17 protein-coding genes are annotated in these 19,673 nt (G+C 71.0%); 5 read left to right on the plus strand and 12 right to left on the minus strand.

What is annotated here, in order from left to right:
- Positions 1–320: 320 nt before the first annotated feature.
- Positions 321–1,190 (plus strand): hypothetical protein, encoded by an 870-nt coding sequence (locus ABD332_RS39545; protein ID WP_344508617.1) that lies wholly within the window; start codon positions 321–323, stop codon positions 1,188–1,190.
- Positions 1,191–1,342: 152 nt separating this feature from the next.
- Positions 1,343–2,020, plus strand: coding sequence for a GNAT family N-acetyltransferase (locus ABD332_RS39550; protein WP_344508509.1), 678 nt, complete (start codon positions 1,343–1,345; stop codon positions 2,018–2,020).
- Positions 2,021–2,119: 99 nt separating this feature from the next.
- Here ABD332_RS39550 and ABD332_RS39555 read toward each other — a convergent pair whose 3' ends face one another.
- The 7 genes from ABD332_RS39555 to murJ form a co-directional block, all read right to left on the minus strand.
- Positions 2,120–3,277 carry an N-acetylmuramoyl-L-alanine amidase gene (locus ABD332_RS39555; RefSeq protein WP_344508511.1) on the minus strand — a complete coding sequence of 386 codons (1,158 nt, stop codon included), beginning with the start codon at positions 3,275–3,277 and terminating at the stop codon, positions 2,120–2,122.
- Positions 3,278–3,413: 136 nt separating this feature from the next.
- Positions 3,414–3,749, minus strand: a complete 336-nt coding sequence (gene trxA / locus ABD332_RS39560; protein ID WP_033359929.1) for a thioredoxin — start codon at positions 3,747–3,749, stop codon at positions 3,414–3,416.
- Between the two features lie 46 nt (positions 3,750–3,795).
- Positions 3,796–4,722: a thioredoxin-disulfide reductase gene (gene trxB / locus ABD332_RS39565; RefSeq protein WP_344508515.1), complete on the minus strand. Its 927-nt coding sequence runs from the start codon at positions 4,720–4,722 to the stop codon at positions 3,796–3,798.
- Positions 4,723–4,820: 98 nt separating this feature from the next.
- A complete protein-coding gene (locus tag ABD332_RS39570) occupies positions 4,821–5,732 on the minus strand; it encodes a hypothetical protein (RefSeq protein WP_344508517.1) in 912 nt (303 codons plus the stop codon).
- Positions 5,729–6,370, minus strand: a complete 642-nt coding sequence (gene sigM / locus ABD332_RS39575; protein WP_425552364.1) for an RNA polymerase sigma factor SigM — start codon at positions 6,368–6,370, stop codon at positions 5,729–5,731. The genes ABD332_RS39570 and sigM overlap by 4 nt, the downstream gene beginning before the upstream one ends.
- 28 nt (positions 6,371–6,398) lie before the next feature.
- Positions 6,399–7,934 (minus strand): protein kinase family protein, encoded by a 1,536-nt coding sequence (locus tag ABD332_RS39580; RefSeq protein WP_344508521.1) that lies wholly within the window; start codon positions 7,932–7,934, stop codon positions 6,399–6,401.
- 378 nt (positions 7,935–8,312) lie between these two features.
- Positions 8,313–10,172, minus strand: a complete 1,860-nt coding sequence (gene murJ / locus ABD332_RS39585; RefSeq protein WP_344508523.1) for a murein biosynthesis integral membrane protein MurJ — start codon at positions 10,170–10,172, stop codon at positions 8,313–8,315.
- Positions 10,173–10,353: 181 nt separating this feature from the next.
- Between murJ and ABD332_RS39590 the strand changes: the two genes are divergently transcribed.
- Positions 10,354–11,856, plus strand: coding sequence for a CCA tRNA nucleotidyltransferase (locus ABD332_RS39590; RefSeq protein WP_344508525.1), 1,503 nt, complete (start codon positions 10,354–10,356; stop codon positions 11,854–11,856).
- Here the strand turns inward: ABD332_RS39590 and ABD332_RS39595 are convergent.
- Positions 11,843–13,012 (minus strand): peptidylprolyl isomerase, encoded by a 1,170-nt coding sequence (locus tag ABD332_RS39595; RefSeq protein WP_344508527.1) that lies wholly within the window; start codon positions 13,010–13,012, stop codon positions 11,843–11,845. The genes ABD332_RS39590 and ABD332_RS39595 overlap by 14 nt on opposite strands.
- Positions 13,013–13,245: 233 nt before the next feature.
- Complete coding sequence (locus tag ABD332_RS39600) at positions 13,246–14,385, minus strand: glycosyltransferase (RefSeq protein WP_344508529.1); 1,140 nt, start codon at positions 14,383–14,385, stop codon at positions 13,246–13,248.
- A 220-nt stretch (positions 14,386–14,605) separates the two neighbouring features.
- On the opposite strand from ABD332_RS39600, the gene ABD332_RS39605 reads away from it, so the two are divergent.
- Positions 14,606–15,535: a hypothetical protein gene (locus tag ABD332_RS39605; RefSeq protein WP_344508531.1), complete on the plus strand. Its 930-nt coding sequence runs from the start codon at positions 14,606–14,608 to the stop codon at positions 15,533–15,535.
- A gap of 1 nt (position 15,536) precedes the next feature.
- Here the strand turns inward: ABD332_RS39605 and ABD332_RS39610 are convergent, their stop codons facing one another.
- The 3 genes from ABD332_RS39610 to ABD332_RS39620 form a co-directional block, all read right to left on the minus strand.
- On the minus strand, positions 15,537–16,904 hold the full coding sequence (locus ABD332_RS39610; RefSeq protein ID WP_344508533.1) for an MFS transporter: 1,368 nt from the start codon (positions 16,902–16,904) through the stop codon (positions 15,537–15,539).
- 129 nt (positions 16,905–17,033) lie between these two features.
- The gene (locus tag ABD332_RS39615; RefSeq protein ID WP_344508535.1) at positions 17,034–18,560 is read right to left on the minus strand and encodes a flotillin family protein; all 1,527 of its coding nucleotides are present in this window, start codon (positions 18,558–18,560) and stop codon (positions 17,034–17,036) included.
- Between the two features lie 34 nt (positions 18,561–18,594).
- Positions 18,595–19,101 (minus strand): NfeD family protein, encoded by a 507-nt coding sequence (locus ABD332_RS39620; RefSeq protein ID WP_344508537.1) that lies wholly within the window; start codon positions 19,099–19,101, stop codon positions 18,595–18,597.
- An 80-nt stretch (positions 19,102–19,181) separates the two neighbouring features.
- Here ABD332_RS39620 and ABD332_RS39625 point away from each other — a divergent pair, with 80 nt between their 5' ends.
- Positions 19,182–19,667 (plus strand): methylated-DNA--[protein]-cysteine S-methyltransferase, encoded by a 486-nt coding sequence (locus tag ABD332_RS39625; protein ID WP_344508539.1) that lies wholly within the window; start codon positions 19,182–19,184, stop codon positions 19,665–19,667.
- Positions 19,668–19,673 lie beyond the last annotated feature (6 nt).

Raw genomic sequence — 19,673 nt, forward strand, 5'->3', positions numbered from 1 at the left:
TGTGTCTGAATGACTTGCGAAGGGTGCCGCCGGAGCGGCCGGGTACGGGCGACGGGCTGGCGCTAGTCGTACAAACGCCGAAAACGCCAATCAGAACGGCTGGGGGCGAAATCTTGGGGTGTTTGGATTCCGCCTCAGGATCGTTCTGGGGGAACTTTATCCACAGGGGTTATCCACAGGCTCGCCGTTTCACGTGAAACCGCGTGGTAGAGGGCTTAGGTGCCTGTGGACGAAGGTCCCTCGGGTGCACTGTCCACAGGGTGCGGACAGCGGGGTTGCGATTGGGCTAGGGTCGGCTCGTGCCCGAGACGCCATCGCAGCTGCCCTCGTTTACCTACTGGCCCACGTTCCCGTTCGAGGGTGACCTCCGGGTGAAGCGTCTGCTCGACCCGGTGCCGATCGAGCCGCCGCGGCATGGGGACAACCCGGCGGAGTGTCGGGCGTGCGGGGCGCCGGACGAGGCATACATCTGGGTAAGCGACCGGTGGCGGGTGCGCAGCCTCGACCGGCCGACCGGGCTGCCGGCCGTGCTGATCCTCGAGTCGCGGTCGCACCTCGACCTCGGCGATCTGCCCAACATGCTCGCCGCCGAGCTCGGCGTGATGACGGTGCGGCTGGAGCGGGCGATCCGGTCGCTCGACGGGGTGGCGCGCGTCCACGTGAACCGGTGGGGCGACGGCGCCGCGCACCTGCACCTGTGGTTCCTCGCGCGGCCGTACGGGCGGCTGCAACTGCAGGGGACGTTCCTCGCGCTGTGGGACGACATCCTGCCGCCGATCCCGGAAGACCAGTGGCGGGAGAACCTGGCGCTGGTCGCCGCCTGGCTCGCGGAGTTCGGCGGGCGACCCCTCGCCGAGCCGCCGCGGATCAACTGGACGGCGCCGGCGCGGTTCCGCGAGGAGGCGGCGCTCGGAGACGCGGGGATTCACGTGGACCCGCCGGAGCCGGCGGCGGCGAGCGAGCCTTCTGTCGGCGATGGCGGCGTCGGTACGGCCGGAAGCACCACAACGCCCGCAGCGGGCGCAGCGGCTCCCGGTCCAGCGACATCCGGCCCAGCAGCGCCCGGCGCGGCAGCGGCGACCGGAGCGGCCACGGGGCCGGGTGCAGCGGGGTCAGGTGCGGCGGCGGCGCCTTCCCAAGGAGGAGATGCGGCGCCGGTGCTGGACAAGAAGGAGCCAGACGCCCTGTGACCTGGCCGCGGCGCACGGTGCTGCTGAGGCAGATGAGCCGCAGGGGCGGCGCCGATCGAGGAACTCTCGCCGGATGACTCCCGCGGCCCGTGATCGGTGCGTACCATCATGACGGTTGACCGTACGTAAGCAGCGCGCGCGGAGATGGGCCAATGTCGCGACGTCTCGTGAGTTTGACGCTCGACACCCTCGAGGATCTACCTCGATCGTGCCGTGCCTGCGTCTTCTGGGAGCTCGACCCGGTAGCCGCCGACAGAGCCTGCGCCAACGGCGACCCAGGCCTCGAAAAAGAGGCCTGGGTGTCGCAGACGCTGCTCGAGTGGGGCTCCTGCGGCAAGCTGGTGTACGTCGACGGGATGCCGGCGGGGTTCGTGATGTTCGCTCCCCCGGCGTACGTGCCGAGGTCGATGGCGTTCCCGACCTCGCCGGTGTCACCCGACGCGGTGCTGCTGATGACCGCGCACGTGGTGCAGCCGTTCGCGGACGGCGGGCTGGGGCGGATGCTCGTCCAGGGCGTCGCGCGCGACCTGACGAAGCGCGGCGTGAAGGCGATCGAGGCGTTCGGCGACGCGAAGTTCGGCGAGGTCGACGAGGCCGGCCGCAACGAGCAGGGCTGCCTCGCGCCGGCGGACTTCTTCACCTCGATCGGGTTCAAGACCGTGCGGCCGCACCCCCGCTACCCGCGACTGCGGCTGGAGCTGCGCACCGCGCTGTCGTGGAAGTCGGACGTCGAGTATGCGCTGGAGAAGCTGCTCGGCTCGATGAGCCCCGAGTCGCTGCTCCGCCCTGTGCTGCCGGTGCGGCCGGCGACCCGCACCATGCAGCCCTGAGAGGCCCGGACCACGCGGCCCTGAAGGGCCGTCCAAGACGAACAGTGCCTCCCGGCCTGAACGGCGGCCTGGGAGGCACTGGTGGGCGCTGGAAGCGCCTCAGACGGCGTTGTTGGTCAGGGCCCGCAGCAGGCTGACGTCGATGGAGCCGGTCGGCACGTCGATCTCGACCGGCAGATACATGCGCTGCACCGCGGCCATCATCGCCTCGACGACCCGCTCGCGGAACGCCGGGTCGATGAGCCGCTCGCGGTCGGTCGGCGAGGTCAGGTAGCCCACGTCCACCCGGACGGCGGGCATCCGGCTGAGGCGCAGCAGCTCCCACGTCTTCGCGTGCGTCTGGCAGTCGCGGAGCCCGGTGCGGACGACGATCTCGCGCTGCACGAGCTTGGCGAGCCGCTCGCCGACGATCGACGTCGGGCCGGAGACGGTGCCGTAGTGGTAGGTGGCGACGCCCTCGGCCTCGGGGTTGCGGTAGCCGTCGAGGTGGATCGAGATGAGAAGGTCGGCGCCGAGCTCGTTGGCCAGCTGGACCCGGTCACGGTCACTGAGAGCCGCCGTGGGCTGCGGACCCCTGGTGAGGTTCACCCGCATGCCCGCGGCCGCCAGACGGCCTTCCAGACGGGCTGCGAGGTCATATACGAGGTCCGCCTCCGCCCACCGGAGCGGACCGTCGGGGACGACGTGCCCGGTGTCGGGTCCGCCGTGGCCCGGGTCGATGACGATGCGCTTGCCGAGCAGGGTCGGGCCGGAGGCGCGGAAGGCCTCCGCCTCGCGGAGCAGCTGCGGGCGGCCGCCGATCACCTTGCGGCCGAGGCGGCGCAGCGCACCGACCGTGGCCGGCCCGCACTCGCCGTCCGGCCGCAGGCCGACCTCGCGCTGGAACTGTGCGACGGCGTGCGCCGTGCGGCTGCCGTAGATCCCGTCGGCGCGTCCAGGGTTGAAGCCCATCTCCAGCAGGCGCTCCTGCAACTGACGGACGTCGTCGCCGATGTACGGGTCGCCGACGGTGTGGAACAGCGCCCGCTGCCCCAGCCTCCACCGCGCCGCGTCGAGGGACCGCCACGTCTCGTCGCCGACCGCGCCGTCGACCGTCAGGCCGTGGCTCTGCTGAAACGCGCGGACCGCGCGCTCGGTGGCCTCGTCGAACTCGGGATCGGTCTGAGGTGCGGTGTCAGCCAGCAGATCCAGCACGACAAGAATGCTGCGGATCTCGGCGACCGCCGCTCCCCGCGCCCCGCGCCGGATTGCCCGCATGTGGTCCTCCTGAAAAAGCCAGCGAATGCACCGCAGCGTACCGCTCACGGCACAGGGACGCGTCATCACGCGGCCATTGACGAAAACGCGCCCCGCCTTACCTGAAGGCGGGGCGCATCAATGCTTGTGGCTGGCCTCAGGCTGGCTCGAGCGCAGACTCGATGAGACGCACCAGTGCGCTCTTCGGGCTCGCGCCGACGACCGACCGGAAAGGCTCGCCGTCCTTGAACACGGTGAGTGTCGGGACAGACAGCACCTGGTAAGCGCGGGCCGTCTCTGGGTTGCTGTCGATGTCGACCTTGACGATCTTCACCTTGTCGGCGAGGTCGCCCACGGCGATCTCGTTGAGCATCGTCTCGATCTTCCGGCACGGCTGGCACCACTCAGCCCAGAAGTCCACCAAAACCGGAATATCGGATTTGAGGACGTCAGCCTCGAAGGTCTTGTCGCTGACCGGCTGGATGGCTCCCATGCGCACTCCTCTACCTGTTGTGAAACTGTCGTGCTCCGCGTTTGAGTTACAGCGTGGCGATGTAGCGCTCGGCGTCGAGGGCCGCCGCGCAACCGGTGCCCGAGGCGGTGATTGCCTGCCGGTAGGTGTGGTCGACCAGGTCACCGGCGGCGAACACGCCCTCGATGTTGGTGCGGGTGCTCGGCGACGCCACCTTCACGTAGCCGGCGTCGTCCAGCTCGACCTGGCCGCGGAACAGCTCGCTGCGCGGGTCATGGCCGATCGCCACGAACACGCCGGCCACCTCGAGGTCGGCCTCCTCGCCGGTGTTGACGTCCTGCACGCGCAGGCCGCCGACGCGGCCGCCGCGGTCGAGGACCTCGGTCACCACACTGTTCCACCGGACCTGGATCTTCTCGTTGGCCAGCGCGCGCTCCGCCATGATCTTGCTGGCACGGAACGATTCGCGCCGGTGCACGATCGTCACCGACTTGGCGAACCGGGTGAGGAACGTCGCCTCCTCCATCGCCGAGTCACCGCCGCCGACGACCACGATGTCCTCGTTACGGAAGAAGAAACCATCACAGGTGGCACAGGACGACACGCCCCGCCCGAGCAGCTCCTGCTCCCCCGGGACGGAGAGCGGGCGCCAGGCGGAGCCGGTCGACAGGATGACGGCGCGGGCCTGGTATTCGGTCTCGCCGACCCACACGCTCTTCACGGGGCCCTCCAGGGCCACGCGGGTCGCGTCGTCGGTGACGAACTCGGCCCCGAAGTGCTCGGCCTGCTTGCGCATGTTGTCCATGAGCTCCGGGCCGAGGATGCCGTCGGGAAAACCGGGGAAGTTCTCCACCTCGGTGGTCGTCATCAGCGCGCCACCTGACGTGACGCCTTCGATCACCAGCGGCTTGAGGTTGGCCCGGGCCGCATAGACGGCAGCCGTATACCCGGCGGGGCCGGACCCCACGATGATCAGGTTGCGGACCTCGTCCACGGTCGACTCCTCGAGTTAAGCCTGTGCCAGCAAAACGTCATCCTACGAACCGATGATTCCCGTTGTGGGGTGACGCGTGTGCCACATCACCACTACGGTCAGACAGTGCCGCGGTAAAGCTCGTCGGCGATCGCCCCGCCGATGCCGCAGTCCGGCCCGACCGCGATGACCAGACGTTTGCCGGCCCCGACCCGCGTGCCGTCGACGATGACGACCAGCGCCGGCTTCCCCTCGAACCGGGCGTAGTCGACCACTGCCACCTGACCACCGTATTCCCCGACCACGGCGTTGAGGCAGGCGGCCCTGGCCACCGGGTCCGTGAGCCGCCGCAACGCCTCGGGCACGCCGGCCGGCGGCTTCGCCGACTTGGCCACGTCGGTGCCGCGGCTGCCTTCGACGTCGGGCATCATCGCGGCGGACGATGGCGACCCCAGGGCCAGCTGGCCGACCGTGCCGGGCCCGTAGTCCTGGCCGGATGCCACGAGGGCGGCGTCGGAGCGGGTGGACGCCCTGGTGCCGCCCGAGCTCGAAGCGGGCCCTACCTGTGGCGCCGCGCCGTTGTTCCTGCCGCCGTCGGCCGCGGACATGCCCGGGCTGTTGGTGATGGCCTGCTCGCTCACGACCAGGCTCACGCCGAACCCGCCGCAGATCAGCACCGCGGCGGCAGTCGCCAGCCCGACCGCCCACCGCTGCCGCCGGTGCCGGCGCGCCTCGCGGGCCCGGGCGAGGTCGAGCACCGGTGCGTCGGAGGTCGGTGCGACGACCGCGGCCTGCAGCGCGGCATTCAGCCTGTGCTCGACGTCCGGCGGCACGGCCGGCGTCTCGGCGCCCAGGGCGGTCAGCTCGTCCCGGACGGCCACCTCGGCGGTGACGAGGGCCGCATACGCCTCGGCCCAGCTCGCGTCGGTGCTGACCCGGTGGCGCACGTCGTCCGCCTCGGGGGTGCCGTCCAGCGCGCCACCGACGAAGTCGGCGAGCAGGTCGAAGTCGGCGTCGGAGAACATCGTCACGAGCCGCCCTCCTTCCTGATCGCCGCGGCTCCAGTCGCTGTCTCAGCGCTGCTCGGTGATGGGACGCCGCCGGTGCCGACCGGGTTCCGCAGGTGGCCGAGCATCACAGCGAGGCGGGCCCGCCCGCGCGCGCACCTGCTCTTGATGGTGCCCTCCGCGACGCCCAGGATCACGGCCGCCTCGGCCACGGAGTATCCCTGCACGTCGACGAGCACGAGCGCCGAACGCTGGTCGACGGCCAGCTGCTGCAGCGCGTGCTGCACGTCCATGGCCGTGTCGCGGTCGGTCGCCGGGGCGGGTGTGACGTCTGTCTCGGGCAGCGGCACGGTCGGCCGCGACTGCCGGCGCCGCATCCGGTCCAGGCAGGCGTTGACCACGATGCGGTGCAGCCACGTCGTGACCGCCGAGTCGCCCCGGAAGCTGCCCGCCGCCCGGAACGCGGACAGCAGCGCGTCCTGGAGCGCGTCAGCGGCCTCCTCGCGGTCGCCCAGGGTCCGCAGGGCGACCGCCCACAGCCGGTCACGGTGCCGCCGGACGATCTCCGCGAACGCGTACGGATCGCCCGCGGCGTGGGCATGCAGAAGCGCGGTGTCATCCGGCGTCTGACGCACGCCCGGCTCCGCCTCCACGGCTGGCACCTTATCGACCGCGAACGGCTTGTGGGGACTACTGGACTCGAACGGTTATCTCGGCGATGGCAACTCGATAACCGCTGCCGCTGCTCTCCTTGGGCAACTTCGTGATCCAGACAAGCAGGTAGCGCGTCGGCTGCGCCGGACCCACGTACAGGTTCGTGGGGTCCATCGCGGCCTTCGCCGTGTTCTCGACCACCTTGTACTGGTCGACGGTCTGCTGGTCCTGCGTGGCGCCGCTACCGAAGTCGGTGGTGCCGGTGCGCAGCTCACCGCTGGCCCCCGGGGTGGCGAGCTTGACCTCCACGGACACGATCTGCCTCGCCTCGCCGAGGTCGAGCCAGACGCCCATGCCGTCTTTCTTGCCACCGAAGTCGGCCTTCGGGTATCGCTCCGTGCGCCAGGTCGTCTCGGTGTTGGCGTCGATCGTCTTCTCGGCGTCCTTGACCTCGGACCGGTTGCCCTTCGGGTCGACGATCCGGACCTGGGACGACTTGAGCGTCAGCACCGTCGGCTGGCCGGCCGGCGGCTTCGCCTGCTGCGGCGCGCTGCTGCCCGCCGTGGAGGGGGGCGTCTCACTGGGCGTCGCCGGGTCGCCGAGGACCTTCGCCGCGGCGAGCGTGCCGGCCAGCGCCAGCACGAGCAGGCCCACGACGCCCACGGCCAGCTTCCGCCCCGCGGGCTTCGGCGGCGCGGTGGACTGCGACGCGGCGTCGAACGCCTCGAAGTCGAGCTGCTCGCCGCCGCGCTCTGCGCCGCCCTCGGCCAGGTCGCTCTCGTCGAACTGCCCGAACGAGGCGAGCTCCCCGGCGAGCGACTCCGCCGACGGCAGCGGCAGGTCAGGGTTGAGCAGGTCCGTCACCAGCGAGTCGAGATGCGTCGGCACGCCGGCCCGCACCTGCCGCGGCGCCGCCAGCGCGCCGGAGCTGTCCCGCACGCCGTCCGGCACCGAATAGGTGCCGGCCTCGCGGTGCGGCCAGTATCCCGTCAGCGCGCAGTAGAGCACCGCACCGATGGCCCGGATGTCCGTCTCGGGGGTCGCAAGGTCGTCGGCCCGCGCGTCGGTCAGCACGACCCGTCCGTCGTGCGCGACGAGCACCGTGCCGGGGTGCACGTTGCCGTGCGCCATCCCCGTCCCGTGCAGCGACGCCACGGCGTCCGTGACGGCCCACGCGATCGCCACCGACCGCCCCGCGTCCAGCGGACCCGACGCCACGATTTCGCGCAGCGCGATCCCGTCGACCCACTCCCGGACCACATAGGCCCGGTGGCCCTCGTCGATCGCGTCATAGACGCCGACCAGGTGCGGGTGGACGATCCGGCTGGCGGCCACGGCCGCGCCCAGCATCTCCTTGGCGCTTTCCCCACCGGGGTAGCGCAGGACGACCGCCACCGGCCGCCGCAGGATCACGTCGATCCCGCGATACAGCTGACGGCCCAATGAGTCGTTGCCGATGTGCTCTTCGAGCTGGTATCGCTCGGCAAGGATTTCACCGACGGATGGGGTGCCGAAGGTCAGGACCTGCGGAATTCCTCCCGAGGCCTCCAGCCCTTCGTCGAGCTCAGCCACCCGTCCTCCCTTCCGATTCGTGTGCTCACCTGGGGCGTCCGTCGTAACGCGAGTCGCAGTCACTAAGCCTAAGCGCTCCGGCGGGGCGTCGAGGTTGACCTTACCGGTCAGGTCTAAGGGTTCCGACACGTCATCTTCTCCGGACCACCCACGGCGATGCCAATTGATCACCCATGCCTGGACATAGCGGTCATATACCTTTCACCCGTCTTTCACCGGCTCGCCCCGTCTCGCGATCCGCCCACCGGCGGGGGACGGCGCGACTCGACGGACCCGGAAGCGACGTACGCCCGTGCGACCTTCCGCACAACTTCGCGCGGTGGCCTCCGGAGGTCCGGCCGGTAGAGCTCCGCCCCCGGGGGAGCCGGTTGAGGACGGTCATCGGCCCAGCTTGCCCTTGATCAGGCCGGCGAACTGACGGACCTCGGGCACGCGGAGGGCCAGGGCGGTCGCAGCGTAGGCGGCCAGCAGGACGGCGCAGCCCACGAGGAGCTGCACGAAGCTGGTGATCTTGCCCGGGTCGAGGATCTTGCCGATGGCCCAGGAGACGGCGAGGGCGAGGACACCGCCGACGGCCGCGGCGGCCGCGAGCCGGCCCAGGGTGTCGGCGACCTTCGCCAGGCCGAGCCGGCCCAGGCGGGTGCGCAGCAGCCAGTAGCCCATCACCAGGGCCGCGACGAACGAGAGCGCCGTGCCCACCATCAGCGAGGCCGTCACGGCCGCGATCGGCAGGACGAAGTAGAAGGCGACGTCCAGCAGCAGTCGGACGGCCACGCCGCCGATGTTGACCAGGGCGGGCGTGCGCGTGTCGCGCATCGCGTAGAAGACGCTGGTCTGCATCTGGCTCAGCGCGAACGGCAGCAGGCCCAGCCCCGCCGCGCTCACCACCCAGCCGGTCGCGAGGGCGGTGTCGTAGTCATACTGCCCCCAGTTGAACAGCGTGACGGCGAGCGGCTGGCCCAGCACCAGGTAGATGGCGGCGGCCGGGATGAGGATCACCGACGCCAGCCGGGTGCCCTGGGAGAGCTGGTCGGTGACGTCGCCGAACCTGCCGTCGGCCGCGGCGGACGAGATGCGCGGCATCAGCGCGGTGATCACGGAGACGGCGACGATGCCGTGGGCCATCATGAAGATCAGGAACGCGTTGTTGAAGATCGCGGGGCCGTCGCCGCCACGCAGGGAGTTGTTCTTCGCGAGGACCATCACGACCGTGATGCCGATCTGGTTGACCCCGACGTAGAGCAGCATCCAGGTGCCGAGGCGGGCCAGCTCGCCCAGGTTGAGCTTGCCGAAGTCGAAGCGCCACTTCCAGCGGAAGCCCGTCTTGCGCATCGCCGGCCACAGGCCCAGCGACTGGATCACGATGCCGAGCGTGGTGCCGATGCCGAGCACCAGGACCTGCGGCAGCGTGATCGACTCGGGCGTCGGCAGGTTGGGGCCGGGCAGCAGCACGAAGATGCCGGCCGTGGCGATGATCACGAAATTGTTGAGGATCGGTGTCCACATGGGAGCGGCGAAGTGCCCCCGCACGTTGAGGATCGCGGCGAAGATGCCGGCCAGCCCATAGAAGAAGATCTCGGGCAGCAGCAGATACGCCAGCAGCGTGATCAGGTCGCGGTCGGTCGCCGTCACCCGGTCGTTGCCCACCGTGTAGACCGCGGTGAGCAGCGGCGCGGCCAGGACCACCACCAGCGTCGCCGCGCCGAGCGAGACCACCGCCAGGGTCAGCAGGCGCTGCGCATAGGCCTCGCCCCGGTCGGGCTCCTGCTTGCGCGCCCGCACGAGCGTCGGGATCAGCACGCTGGCCAGGACGCCGCCGAGCAGGAGCTCATAGATCTGGTTGGGCAGGTTGTTGGCCAGCGTGTAGTCGTCGCCGACGGCGAAACCGCCGATCGCGGCCGAGATCGCCGCGGCCCGCAGGAAGCCGGTGGCACGGCTCACCAGGCTCAGGATCGCCATGGTGCTGCTGTTGCGCACGACCGTGCCGGTGCTCTCGTCGTCGCCGGGCCCGGAAGCAGGCCCGGGCGCCGGCACCGACTGCTCCACCTGAGGGGCGTCCGAGGTGACCTCGGGGGCGGGCGTGAACAGTGGCAGGCTGACCGTGGGCGCGTTGGCCGGGTCGAGCGGCTGGGTCGGCAGGTCGCCGTGCGGGTCAGGCGCTCTGTGGGCGCCCCCGGTCACCGGCCGCAGCACCGCCGTCGGCTCGTTGCTCCAGCGCCCGTCGTCTGCCGGGTCCATCCGCCACACCCCAACTCGGCCGTGCTTACGCTCGCAGCACAGACCATAGTGGCACCCCCCGACATTTCCACCGCCCGACCGAGGAGCCGACAAATCGCGAGACCGGTCGCCGACACGGCGACTACCCTCGGTGTCCGCTCCTTGCCCACCGCACATGCCCTCGCGATAGGCTCACCGACCGATGTCCGAAACCACACGAACCGACGCCGCTCGGGCCGAAGCCGCACGGGCCGAAGCCGCGCGCGCCGGGAGCACCCGCGCCCTCACCGACGCCCAGCGCCGTGCCGTGCACGAGCTGATGCGCGTCTCCCCCGTCGCCGACGAGCTCGGCCGCCGGTTCGCTGCGGCAGGGCACGAGCTGCACCTCGTCGGCGGTTCGGTGCGTGACGCGCTCCTCGGGCGCCTCGGCGACGACCTGGACTTCACCACCGACGCTCGGCCCGAGGAGACGCTGCGGATCATCGACGGCTGGGCCGAGGCGGTGTGGACGACCGGCCAGGAGTTCGGCACGATCGGGCTCGCCCGCAAGGGCCTGCGCATCGAGGTCACCACGTTCCGCGCCGACGCCTACGACCGCGTCAGCCGCAACCCGATCGTCCAGTACGGCGACAACCTGGTCGACGACCTGCGCCGCCGTGACTTCGCCGTCAACGCGATGGCCGTCTCGGTGCCGGGGCACGAGTTCACCGACCCGTACGGCGGCCTCACCGACCTCGCCGAGCGTGTCCTGCGCACGCCGGGCGCCCCGGAGGAGTCGTTCGCCGACGATCCGCTGCGGATGCTGCGGGCCGCACGGTTCGCCGCGCAGCTGCAGTTCACCGTCGCGGCCGAGGTACGGGCGGCGATGACCGCCATGGCCGGCGACCTCGCACGGATCACGGCCGAGCGGATCCGCGACGAGTTCGTCAAGCTCATGTGCGGCGCCGACCCGATCACGGGCCTGCGGCTGCTGGTCGACACCGGCCTGGCCGAGACGTTCCTGCCGGAGGTGACCGGTCTCAAGCTGGAGATCGACGAGCACGCCCAGCACAAGGACGTCTACGAGCACACCTTGATCGTGGTCCGCAACGCCATCGGCCACGAGAGCGACGGCCCGGACTTCACGCTGCGCATGGCCGCCCTGATGCACGACGTCGGCAAGCCGGCGACCAAGGCGGTCGGCCCGGACGGCGGCGTCAGCTTCCACCACCACGAGGTCGTGGGCGCGCGGCTGACCAAGCAGCGGATGAAGGCGCTCAAGTTCCCCAAGGACGTGATCTCGGACGTCTCAGAGCTGGTCATGCTGCATCTGCGCTTCTACGGGTACGGCCGCGGCGAGTGGACCGACTCGGCGGTGCGCCGCTACGTGACCGACGCCGGGCCGCTGCTGTCGCGCCTGCACAGCCTGACCCGGTCGGACGTGACGACCCGCAACCGGCGCAAGGCGGCGCAGCTCGCGGCCGACTACGACGCGCTGGAGGCCCGGATCGCCCGGATCGCCGCCGAGGAGGACCTGGCCCGCGTCCGGCCCGACCTCGACGGAAACGCGATCATGGAACTGCTCGGGGTGCCGCCCGGCCCGCTCGTGGGTCGAGCCTGGCGGCACCTCAAAGAGCTGCGGCTGGAGCGTGGCCCGCTCGACCGGGACGAGGCCGAGGCCGAGCTGCTGCGCTGGGCTGCCGCCGAGGGCCTCACGAAACCCTGATCTCCGTGATCTTCACGGCCAGCTTCGGCGCGCCGTCGGCACCCCCCGTGGTGGTGCCGGCGGCGGCGATCCGGTCCAGCAGGTCCAGACCGCTCGTCACCTGGCCGAACACGGAGTAGTCCGGCGGGATGGCACTGTCCTTGTAGACGATGAAGAACTGCGAGCCGTTCGTGCCCGGCCCGGCGTTCGCCATGGCGAGCGTGCCCCGCGGGTACGGCGGCAGCGTCGTCGGCAGGTTCTCCTCGCCGAACTGGTAGCCGGGCGTGCCGGTCCCCGTGCCGCCCGGGTCGCCGCACTGCAGCACCCACAGCCCCTCGGTCGTGAGCCGGTGGCAGGGCGTGTCGCTGTAGAAGTCGTCCCGGGACAGGTGGACGAACGAGTTGACCGTGCAGGGCGCCCGGTCGGCGTACAGCTGGATCCCGATCGCACCGAGGTTGGTCTCCAGCGTGGCGTTCGGCTTGCCGGTCAGCGTCGCGCGCGGCGCGGGCGTGGCCACCAGGCGGGGCTCGCCGCCGCCGCGGTCCGCGGGCGAGTACGTGCACGTCACGCCCGCACCGGGAGCCGACGGGGATGCCGCGCCGTTCGGTCCGGCCGCGGGACCGCGACTCGTGCCGTCGCCGGCGCTCGGTGCGCTCTGGGTGCCCGTCTCCGCCGTCGACGCCGCCACGGAGACGACCGGACCGGCGGTGGTGTCGACCGAGTCGTTGGCCCGCACGTACAGCAGGACGGTGGCGGCCCCGCTCAGGATCAGCAGCGCGGCGGCCCCGCCGACGACGGGAATGACCCAGCGCCGCCGCTTGCGCTGCCCGGGCGGGCCACCAGGGCCAGAGCCAGGGCCAGAGCCAGGGCCGGAACCGGCCGGACCAGCGGCGGGCCCGGCGGGACCGGGTGGCTGCTGATCAAAGGAGGGGCCGCGGGAAGCGCTGGGGGAAGCGCCATAGGCGGACTCGCCCGGCGGATGGAAGTCCGGCACGTCATCGGCGGTGTACGCCGGCCGCAGCCACGCGGGGAGGGTCGGGTCCGGCGCCGACGGCGGCAACGGCTCGGCGAGCTCCTGCGGCCGCGGCGCACCGGGCCGCGGCGGCTCGTAGTCCGGCACCTCGTGCTCGGACGAAGGCTGATGGGCGGCCGACGCCAAGGACGGGAACCCGTACACGGGCTCCCGGTACTCGTACTCCTCGTACGCGTCGGGATCGTGCGCGCGGGACGGCAGCGACGGCCGCGCCGGCGGACCCGACTCCAGCTCGAACCGACGTGGACCGCGAGGGTCCTGAGCGCCGCGAGGGTCGCGAGCGCCTCGAGGGTCGTGCCCGGAATCGGGATCCGGCGGCGAAGCGGACAAAGGCGGTGGAGGTGATGACATTATGTGATCATACGATTACAAACGGTTCAAAGCGGCAGGGCCACCGCCAACGCCTTCGCCCGTTCCGCCCACGAGTGCTGCTCGGCGAACGCCTGCCGCCGGGCCACCAGCGCCGGGTCGTGCGCCTCGGCCGCCGCCTCCCGTACCGCGGCGACCACCGCCTTCGGAGTGCCGGCGATCCGCACGAGCGGGGTGTCGAGCCAGTGCACCGCCGGCAGGTCGGTGCTCACGGGCGGCTTCCCGGCCGCGAGGTACTCCAGCGTCTTGAGCGGGAACGACGCCCGGTTGAAGGGCGTGTCACGGTACGGCGTGACGCCCACGTCGATGTGCCGCAGGAACGTCGGCAGCGACTCGAACGGCTGCCGCCCGACCCAGACCACGTTGGGCCGCTCGGTCAGCGCCGGGAAGCGGTCCGGCTCCCAGCGGGCGTCGTGCGGCCCGACCAGCAGCAGCGACACTCCGTCGTCGGCCAGGGCGGCGAGCAGCTCGAAGTCGGTGCGGTCGGAGAACTGGCCGATCACACCCGCCACGGGCCCGGTGAGCGGCTTCGGGAGCGCGGCCGGCTCGCCCGGGGTCCGGTACGCCGAGGTCTGCACGCCGTTCGGGATCAGCTCGACGCGTTTGGCGCCCAGTCCCGTCCAGCGCTCCGCCAGTACCGTGGAAACCGCCACGACCAGGTCGGCGTTGTCCAACTGGCGTCGCTCGTCCTCGGCGACCCGCGCCGCGTCGTGCCCCATGAGCTCCGCGCCGGCGACATAGTCGTCGGTGCCGTAGAGCACCTTGGCCACCCCGGGACCCCAGCTGCGCAGGACGTCGACGAGGTTGCAGGCCATCACCACGGCCGGCCGGCGGTCGAGCTTGCGCAGCGCCCAGCGGGTCTGCGAGCGGATCAGCGCCGCGGTGCTGACCTTGATGTAGGGGCGGGTGTGCAGCGGCAGCACCCGCGGCGTCAGCCGCGTCACACCGTCGGACACCTGACGGATCTGCGGGGAGACGCCCAGGCGGGAGGCGCCGTAACGGTATCGGTCCGGAGTCGCCGCAGAGATCGGCGGATCGACCCAGAGAATGTCAGCATGTGAGGTGAGCGCCGAGGCGAGCAGCCGGTCAGAGCCGGTCACCCCGTCCCACGACGTTCCGGCAAAGACGACGACCAGCGGCTGAGGCACGGCTCACATTCTCCTGGAGGACTCCTGGCAGGTTCAACGCTGTCAGAACTCTGACCCCGGTTGCGTCGTGCATGTGGCGATTCAGCCGGTTCTGCACGTAGACCCGGTCAGCTACCGTCGCTACACGTTCCCCCCTTTCGGCCGCTCCCCGGTTTTGGGTCCGGCCACCCCTGAACAAACTCTGGAGGCAGACATGCAGCCGTGTCCTACATGCGGCGGCATGGGCATTGATACGAACGGTTACTGCACGCAGTGCCGCACCTATCGAGGCGTCCCGCAGGCGCCGCAACCGCCGGTGAGCGGCTCGCCCTACGGTGGCGACTCGTACGGCGCGCCCTATGCCGGCTACCAAAGCAGCGGACCCTCGTTCCCCGACCAGCAGGTCAGCGGGCCGGGCTACCCGGGCCAGGTCAGCGGCCAGCCGGGCTACCCCGGCCAGGTCAGCGGGCCGGCCTACCCCGGCCAGGTCAGCGGACCGCCGGCGTTCCCGCCGGCGACCTACGGCGGTCAGTACGGCGCGTCGCCGACCCCGCCGCGGCGCAACAAGTTCATGATGCCGCTGATCGCGCTGTCCGGCGTGGTCGTGGTCCTCGTGATCGCGATCGTCGCCGTGGTCGCCCTGCGCAAGGACGACGACCCGAAGAACGTCGCCGACCCGGGCAAGACCACCACCGCCGGTGCGAGCGCCGGGGCGAGCGCCAAGCCGAGCGCGGCGATCGACACCTGCCTCATCGGCACCTGGACGACGACCAGCTACAGCCAGGAAGTACCGATGGCGGGCGTCGAGGGCGGCCTCAAGCTCACGCTGGACAAGAACGGCTCGAAGCTGAAGTTCGACGCCGACGGCAACTACACCGAGACCTACGAGAACAGCCTCTACAAGGCCAACCCGACGGTCTCCGGCACGCCGGTCGCGGTCACGGTCACGGTCAACGCGACCGTCACCGCGAAGGTGCACACCACCAGCGGCAGCATCGTGTACGAGGACGTGAAGGCCACCGGCAAGATGGTGACGGCCGTTCCGTCCACCGGCTCCAGCGAGGAGGACGCGTTCTCCGCCGACGACACGCCGAGCAAGTACACGTGCAGCGGCAACACCCTGTCGTTCTCGAACACGACGACCCAGGTGCAGGCGAAGAAGGCCAGCTAGCTCAGGCCAAAGACGTGAGGCGTTTCCCGCCGGGTTGTGCGATGTCGTCGCCGACCCGGCGGGCCCACCGGCCCCCGAGCACCGCGTAGCCCGCAGCGGTCAGCACGTAGCAGATCGCCACCCCGCTGAGCACCACCGCCGACTGGCCGGTGTAGGGCAGGGTCAGCGCGCCGATGTACATGCCGGCGACCAGCATGATGTTGAACGCGGTGTCGTTGATGCTGAACACCCGCCCGCGGAACTCGTCGGCGCACTCGTGCTGCAGTGACGTGTCGGTGACGATCTTGATTGCCTGGGCCGCGAGGCTGGTGACGAAGACCGCCCCGAGCAGCAGCACCGGGTCGAAGGGCAGCCCGAAGCCGAGGATCGCCGCGCCCGTGGCCGCCAGCACGACCGTCACCCAGCGCCAGCCGCCCATCCGGCGGGCCACCGGCGGGGTCACGAAGGACGCCAGCAGCATCCCGACGCCGCCTGCGGCGAAGGCGTTGGCGATGGTACCGAAGGAGTCGCTGACCTCGCTGCCGGTGTTGAACACGGAGCGGAACAGCAGCAGGCAGGCCAGCAGGACCACGCCGTACAGCAGCCGGAACACCGCCTGCACCAGGACGAGATAGGCGGCGCCGCGCTTCGCCGCGAGGTGCCGGACCCCGGCGACGGTGCCGCGGTTGACCTCGCCGACCGCCTGCCGGATCGAGCCCTTGGTCTGCTGCGCGGCGTCGGGCCCCAATTCGTCGGCGGCGAACGACGACCGGCCGATCAGCGCGGACGCCAGGTAGAAGGCGGCCGCCATCGAGGCGACCAGCGCGTAGCCGTGGAACGACGTGGCAAGCACCGTCTTGATCAGCGTCGCGCCGACGCCGATGCCGAGGGAGAAGCTGAGCGAGCCGAGCGTCGCGGCGAACGAGTTGGCGGTCACCAGCATGTGGTCGTCGACGACGTGCGGAGTCGCCGCGGACAGCCCGGCCAGGAAGAACCGGTTCAACCCGGTGACCACGAGCGCCAGCAGGAACGGCACCGGCGACTCGTGCCCCTGCCAGATGTACAGCGCGATCGGCAGTACCAAGACGGCGCGCAGCAGGTTGGCCCGCAGGATGATCGTGCGCCGCCGCCACCGGTCGAGGAACACCCCGACATACGGCCCGATCAGCGAATACGGCAGCAGGAGGACGGCGAAGCCGGCGGCGATGGCCATGCCGCCGGCGCGCTGCTCCGGGTTGAACAACACCGTGCCGGCCAGCGCGCCCTGAAACAGGCCGTCGCCGATCTGCGCCACCATCCGCACGCCGAGCAGGCGGCGGAAGCCACGTTGCCGCAGGACCGCCCGTACGAAGTGGGACTGTGGATGAGCGGCTGCGGTGGCGGTGGACACGCCAAAAGCCTACGGCTCGTTCAGGCCTTTGGCGGCTTGACCGTACCTCGGCCGTGGGCGGGCCCGCGGTCGGCGGGCTCACCCACGGCTCCGGCGAGTCGACGGCGGCTCGGCCGTCGACGGGGCCTGTCAGGCCTGCCGGGGCTTCGGCGCTTCGACCGCGGCGCGGCCGTTGGCGGGCTCGTCCGCGACCATGCCGCTGAGGCGGCCGAGCAGTTTCGCCAGGTCGATGCCGGTCAGGTCGGTGCTGAGCTGCAGGCCCTGGGCGACGTTGCCGGCGACCGACTTCGTCAGCGACGACGCGCCGTCGGTGGAGATGACGGTCATCTTGTCGATGTTGGCCATCGGCTCGCTCGCGGCCTTGACCACCTCCGGCATCACCCGCACCAGCAGGTCCAGGATCGCGGCCTCGCCGTACGCGGCGAACGCGTCCGCCTTGAGCTTCATCGCCTCGGCCTCGGCCTGGCCGCGGGCCAGGATCGCCGACGCCTCGGCGGAACCCTCCCGCTCCAGGGCCTCGGCGATCGCGACGCGCCGGCGCTGCTCCGCCTCACCTTCCTTGGCACCCTCGATCGCGTTGGCCTCGGCGAGCGCCGCCCGGCGGGACCGCTCGCCCTCACCGGTGAGGCGGGCCTGCTCGGCGGAGCCCTGCGCCGCGGCGATGACGGACTGCCGCTGCGCGTCGGCCTTGAAGATCGCGGCGTTCTTCGCCGCCTCCGCCTCCTGCTCCACCCGGTAGCGCTCGGCGTCGGCCGGCTTGCGGACCTCGGTGTCGAGCTGGCGCTGCTTGAGCTCGGCGTTGCGCTCGGCGACCTTCTGCTGCTCGGCCAGGATGATCTGCTCGCGCTCGGCCTGGGCGAGGGGGCCGGCCGCGGCGGACCGGGCCTTCGCGGCGTCGATCTCCGCCTGGATGGAGGCCTGCTTGAGCGCCAGGTTGCGGTTGGCCTCAGCGATGGCCTCCTCCGCCTTGAGCCGCTCCGACTCGGCCGCCTGGCGGGCGTGCGCCTCGGCGATCGCGGCGTCCCGCAGCACGCGGGCGGCCTCCGGGCGGCCGAGATCCTTCAGGTAGGACCCGTCGGCGAGGATGTCCTGAAGCTGGAACGTGTCGAGCACCAGACCCTGGTTGGTCAGCGAGTGCTCCGCCTCCTCGGCGACCGCGCTGGCGAACGCGGTCCGGTCCCGGATGATCTCCTCGATGGTGAGCCGGCCGACGATCGAGCGCAGCGCGCCGGCGAGCACCTCGCTGGTGAACAGGTCGATGCCCTGCTGCTGGTTGAGGAACCGCTGGGCGGCGGCGCGGATCGCGTCCTCGGTGCCGCCGACCTTGACGATCGCGACGCCCTGCAGGTTGGCGCGGATGCCCTGCTTGCTGACCGCGCCGGTGATCTCGACGTGGATGCGGCGACTGGACAGGTCCAGGACCTGCAGCTTCTGCACGATCGGCACCACGAACACCGAGGCGCCCATGACGACCTTCTGCCCGGACAGGTCGGTGGAGCGCGACCCGTCGAGCGCCTGCACCGACTTGCCCTTGCGGCCGGTGATGATGAATGCCTCGTTCGAGCCGGCGACCTTGATCCGCGCGACGATGAACAGCATCAGGAAGAGGATCAGCAGCACGCCGCCGCCGATCGCGATGAGCAGGACCGTATTCATATGTACGTCCCTTCTTGAAAAGGGTTTACTCGACCTACAAAGGGGTTTCTTCGACGATCACGCTGGTGGAACTGGTCGCCTCCACCACGAGGACCCGCGCGCCGAGCGCGATCGGATGGTCCGCGCGGGCGCTGAGCTTCACGGGCTGTCCGCCGAGGGAGATCCGCACCTCGCCGAAACCGTTCACGGAGATGGGGGTGACGACGACGCCGATGGTGCCGATCATGTCCCGTTGCGTCGGTGTCGCGTCGGTACGCATGTTCATCGCCATCCGGGCGAGCCGGGTCGCGAACCAGGCCGTCGGAAAGGCCGCCGCGATTCCGCAGAGGGCGGCGACGGCCGAGCCCCCCGGGACGCCGAGCGCCGACACGATCGCCGCGCCGAATCCAAACGCGCCGATGAACCCGGCGATCGCCGGCAATGAGAACAGGCCGCCGGCGTCCGGATGGTCGACGTCGAGATGGAAGAGGTCGCCGAGCAACAGCGACAGGGCCAGCACGAGGACACCCAGGCCGCCGACGACCAGGAACACCACGTCCATAGCGCCCCCTCCCCGTTGGAACTAGCAGGGTATCCATCCGACGCAAATCTGACACTCGCGTTTTCGGGCACAATTGACGCGTGCGTTGGGCGGAGATGCAGGCGCCGATCGATTCGGTCGGGATCGCGGTGGACGACACCGGTGTGTGCTCGGTGCGTTTCGGCGGCGCGGCGGGTCCGCTCGCCCCCGTCGGCGATCCGGTGCTGGAGCGGGCCGTCGAGGAGCTGACCGGCTACTTCGGCGGGGAGTCGGCGCCGTTCACGGTGCCGCTGTCGGTGCGCGGCGGGTCGGAGTTCGAGCGGGCCGTCTGGCGGGCGCTGTGGGCCATCCCGTATGCGGAGATGCGCACGTACGGGCAGATCGCCGCCGCGGTCGGCGAGCCGGACGGGGCCAGGGCGGTCGGGGTCGCCTGCAACCGCAACCCGCTGCCGATCATCGTGCCGTGCCATCGCGTGGTCGGCGCCGACGGGAAGATGGTCGGGTTCGGCGGCGGCATCTGGCGCAAGAAGGTGCTGCTGGAGCTGGAGGCCAAGGTCCGCATCGAGCGCGAGTTCGGCCTGTCATGAGGAACG

It is taken from the genome of Dactylosporangium maewongense, assembly GCF_039531485.1.
Lineage (GTDB): Bacteria > Actinomycetota > Actinomycetes > Mycobacteriales > Micromonosporaceae > Dactylosporangium > Dactylosporangium maewongense.

Coding starts and splice junctions, on each gene's coding strand:
- ABD332_RS39550 (WP_344508509.1), top strand. CDS start 1,343: ATGTCGCGACGTCTCGTGAGTTTGACGCTCGACACCCTCGAGGATCTA.
- ABD332_RS39555 (WP_344508511.1), bottom strand. CDS start 3,277: ATGCGGGCAATCCGGCGCGGGGCGCGGGGAGCGGCGGTCGCCGAGATC.
- trxA (WP_033359929.1), bottom strand. CDS start 3,749: ATGGGAGCCATCCAGCCGGTCAGCGACAAGACCTTCGAGGCTGACGTC.
- murJ (WP_344508523.1), bottom strand. CDS start 10,172: ATGGACCCGGCAGACGACGGGCGCTGGAGCAACGAGCCGACGGCGGTG.
- ABD332_RS39590 (WP_344508525.1), top strand. CDS start 10,354: ATGTCCGAAACCACACGAACCGACGCCGCTCGGGCCGAAGCCGCACGG.
- ABD332_RS39605 (WP_344508531.1), top strand. CDS start 14,606: ATGGGCATTGATACGAACGGTTACTGCACGCAGTGCCGCACCTATCGA.
- ABD332_RS39615 (WP_344508535.1), bottom strand. CDS start 18,560: ATGAATACGGTCCTGCTCATCGCGATCGGCGGCGGCGTGCTGCTGATC.
- ABD332_RS39620 (WP_344508537.1), bottom strand. CDS start 19,101: ATGGACGTGGTGTTCCTGGTCGTCGGCGGCCTGGGTGTCCTCGTGCTG.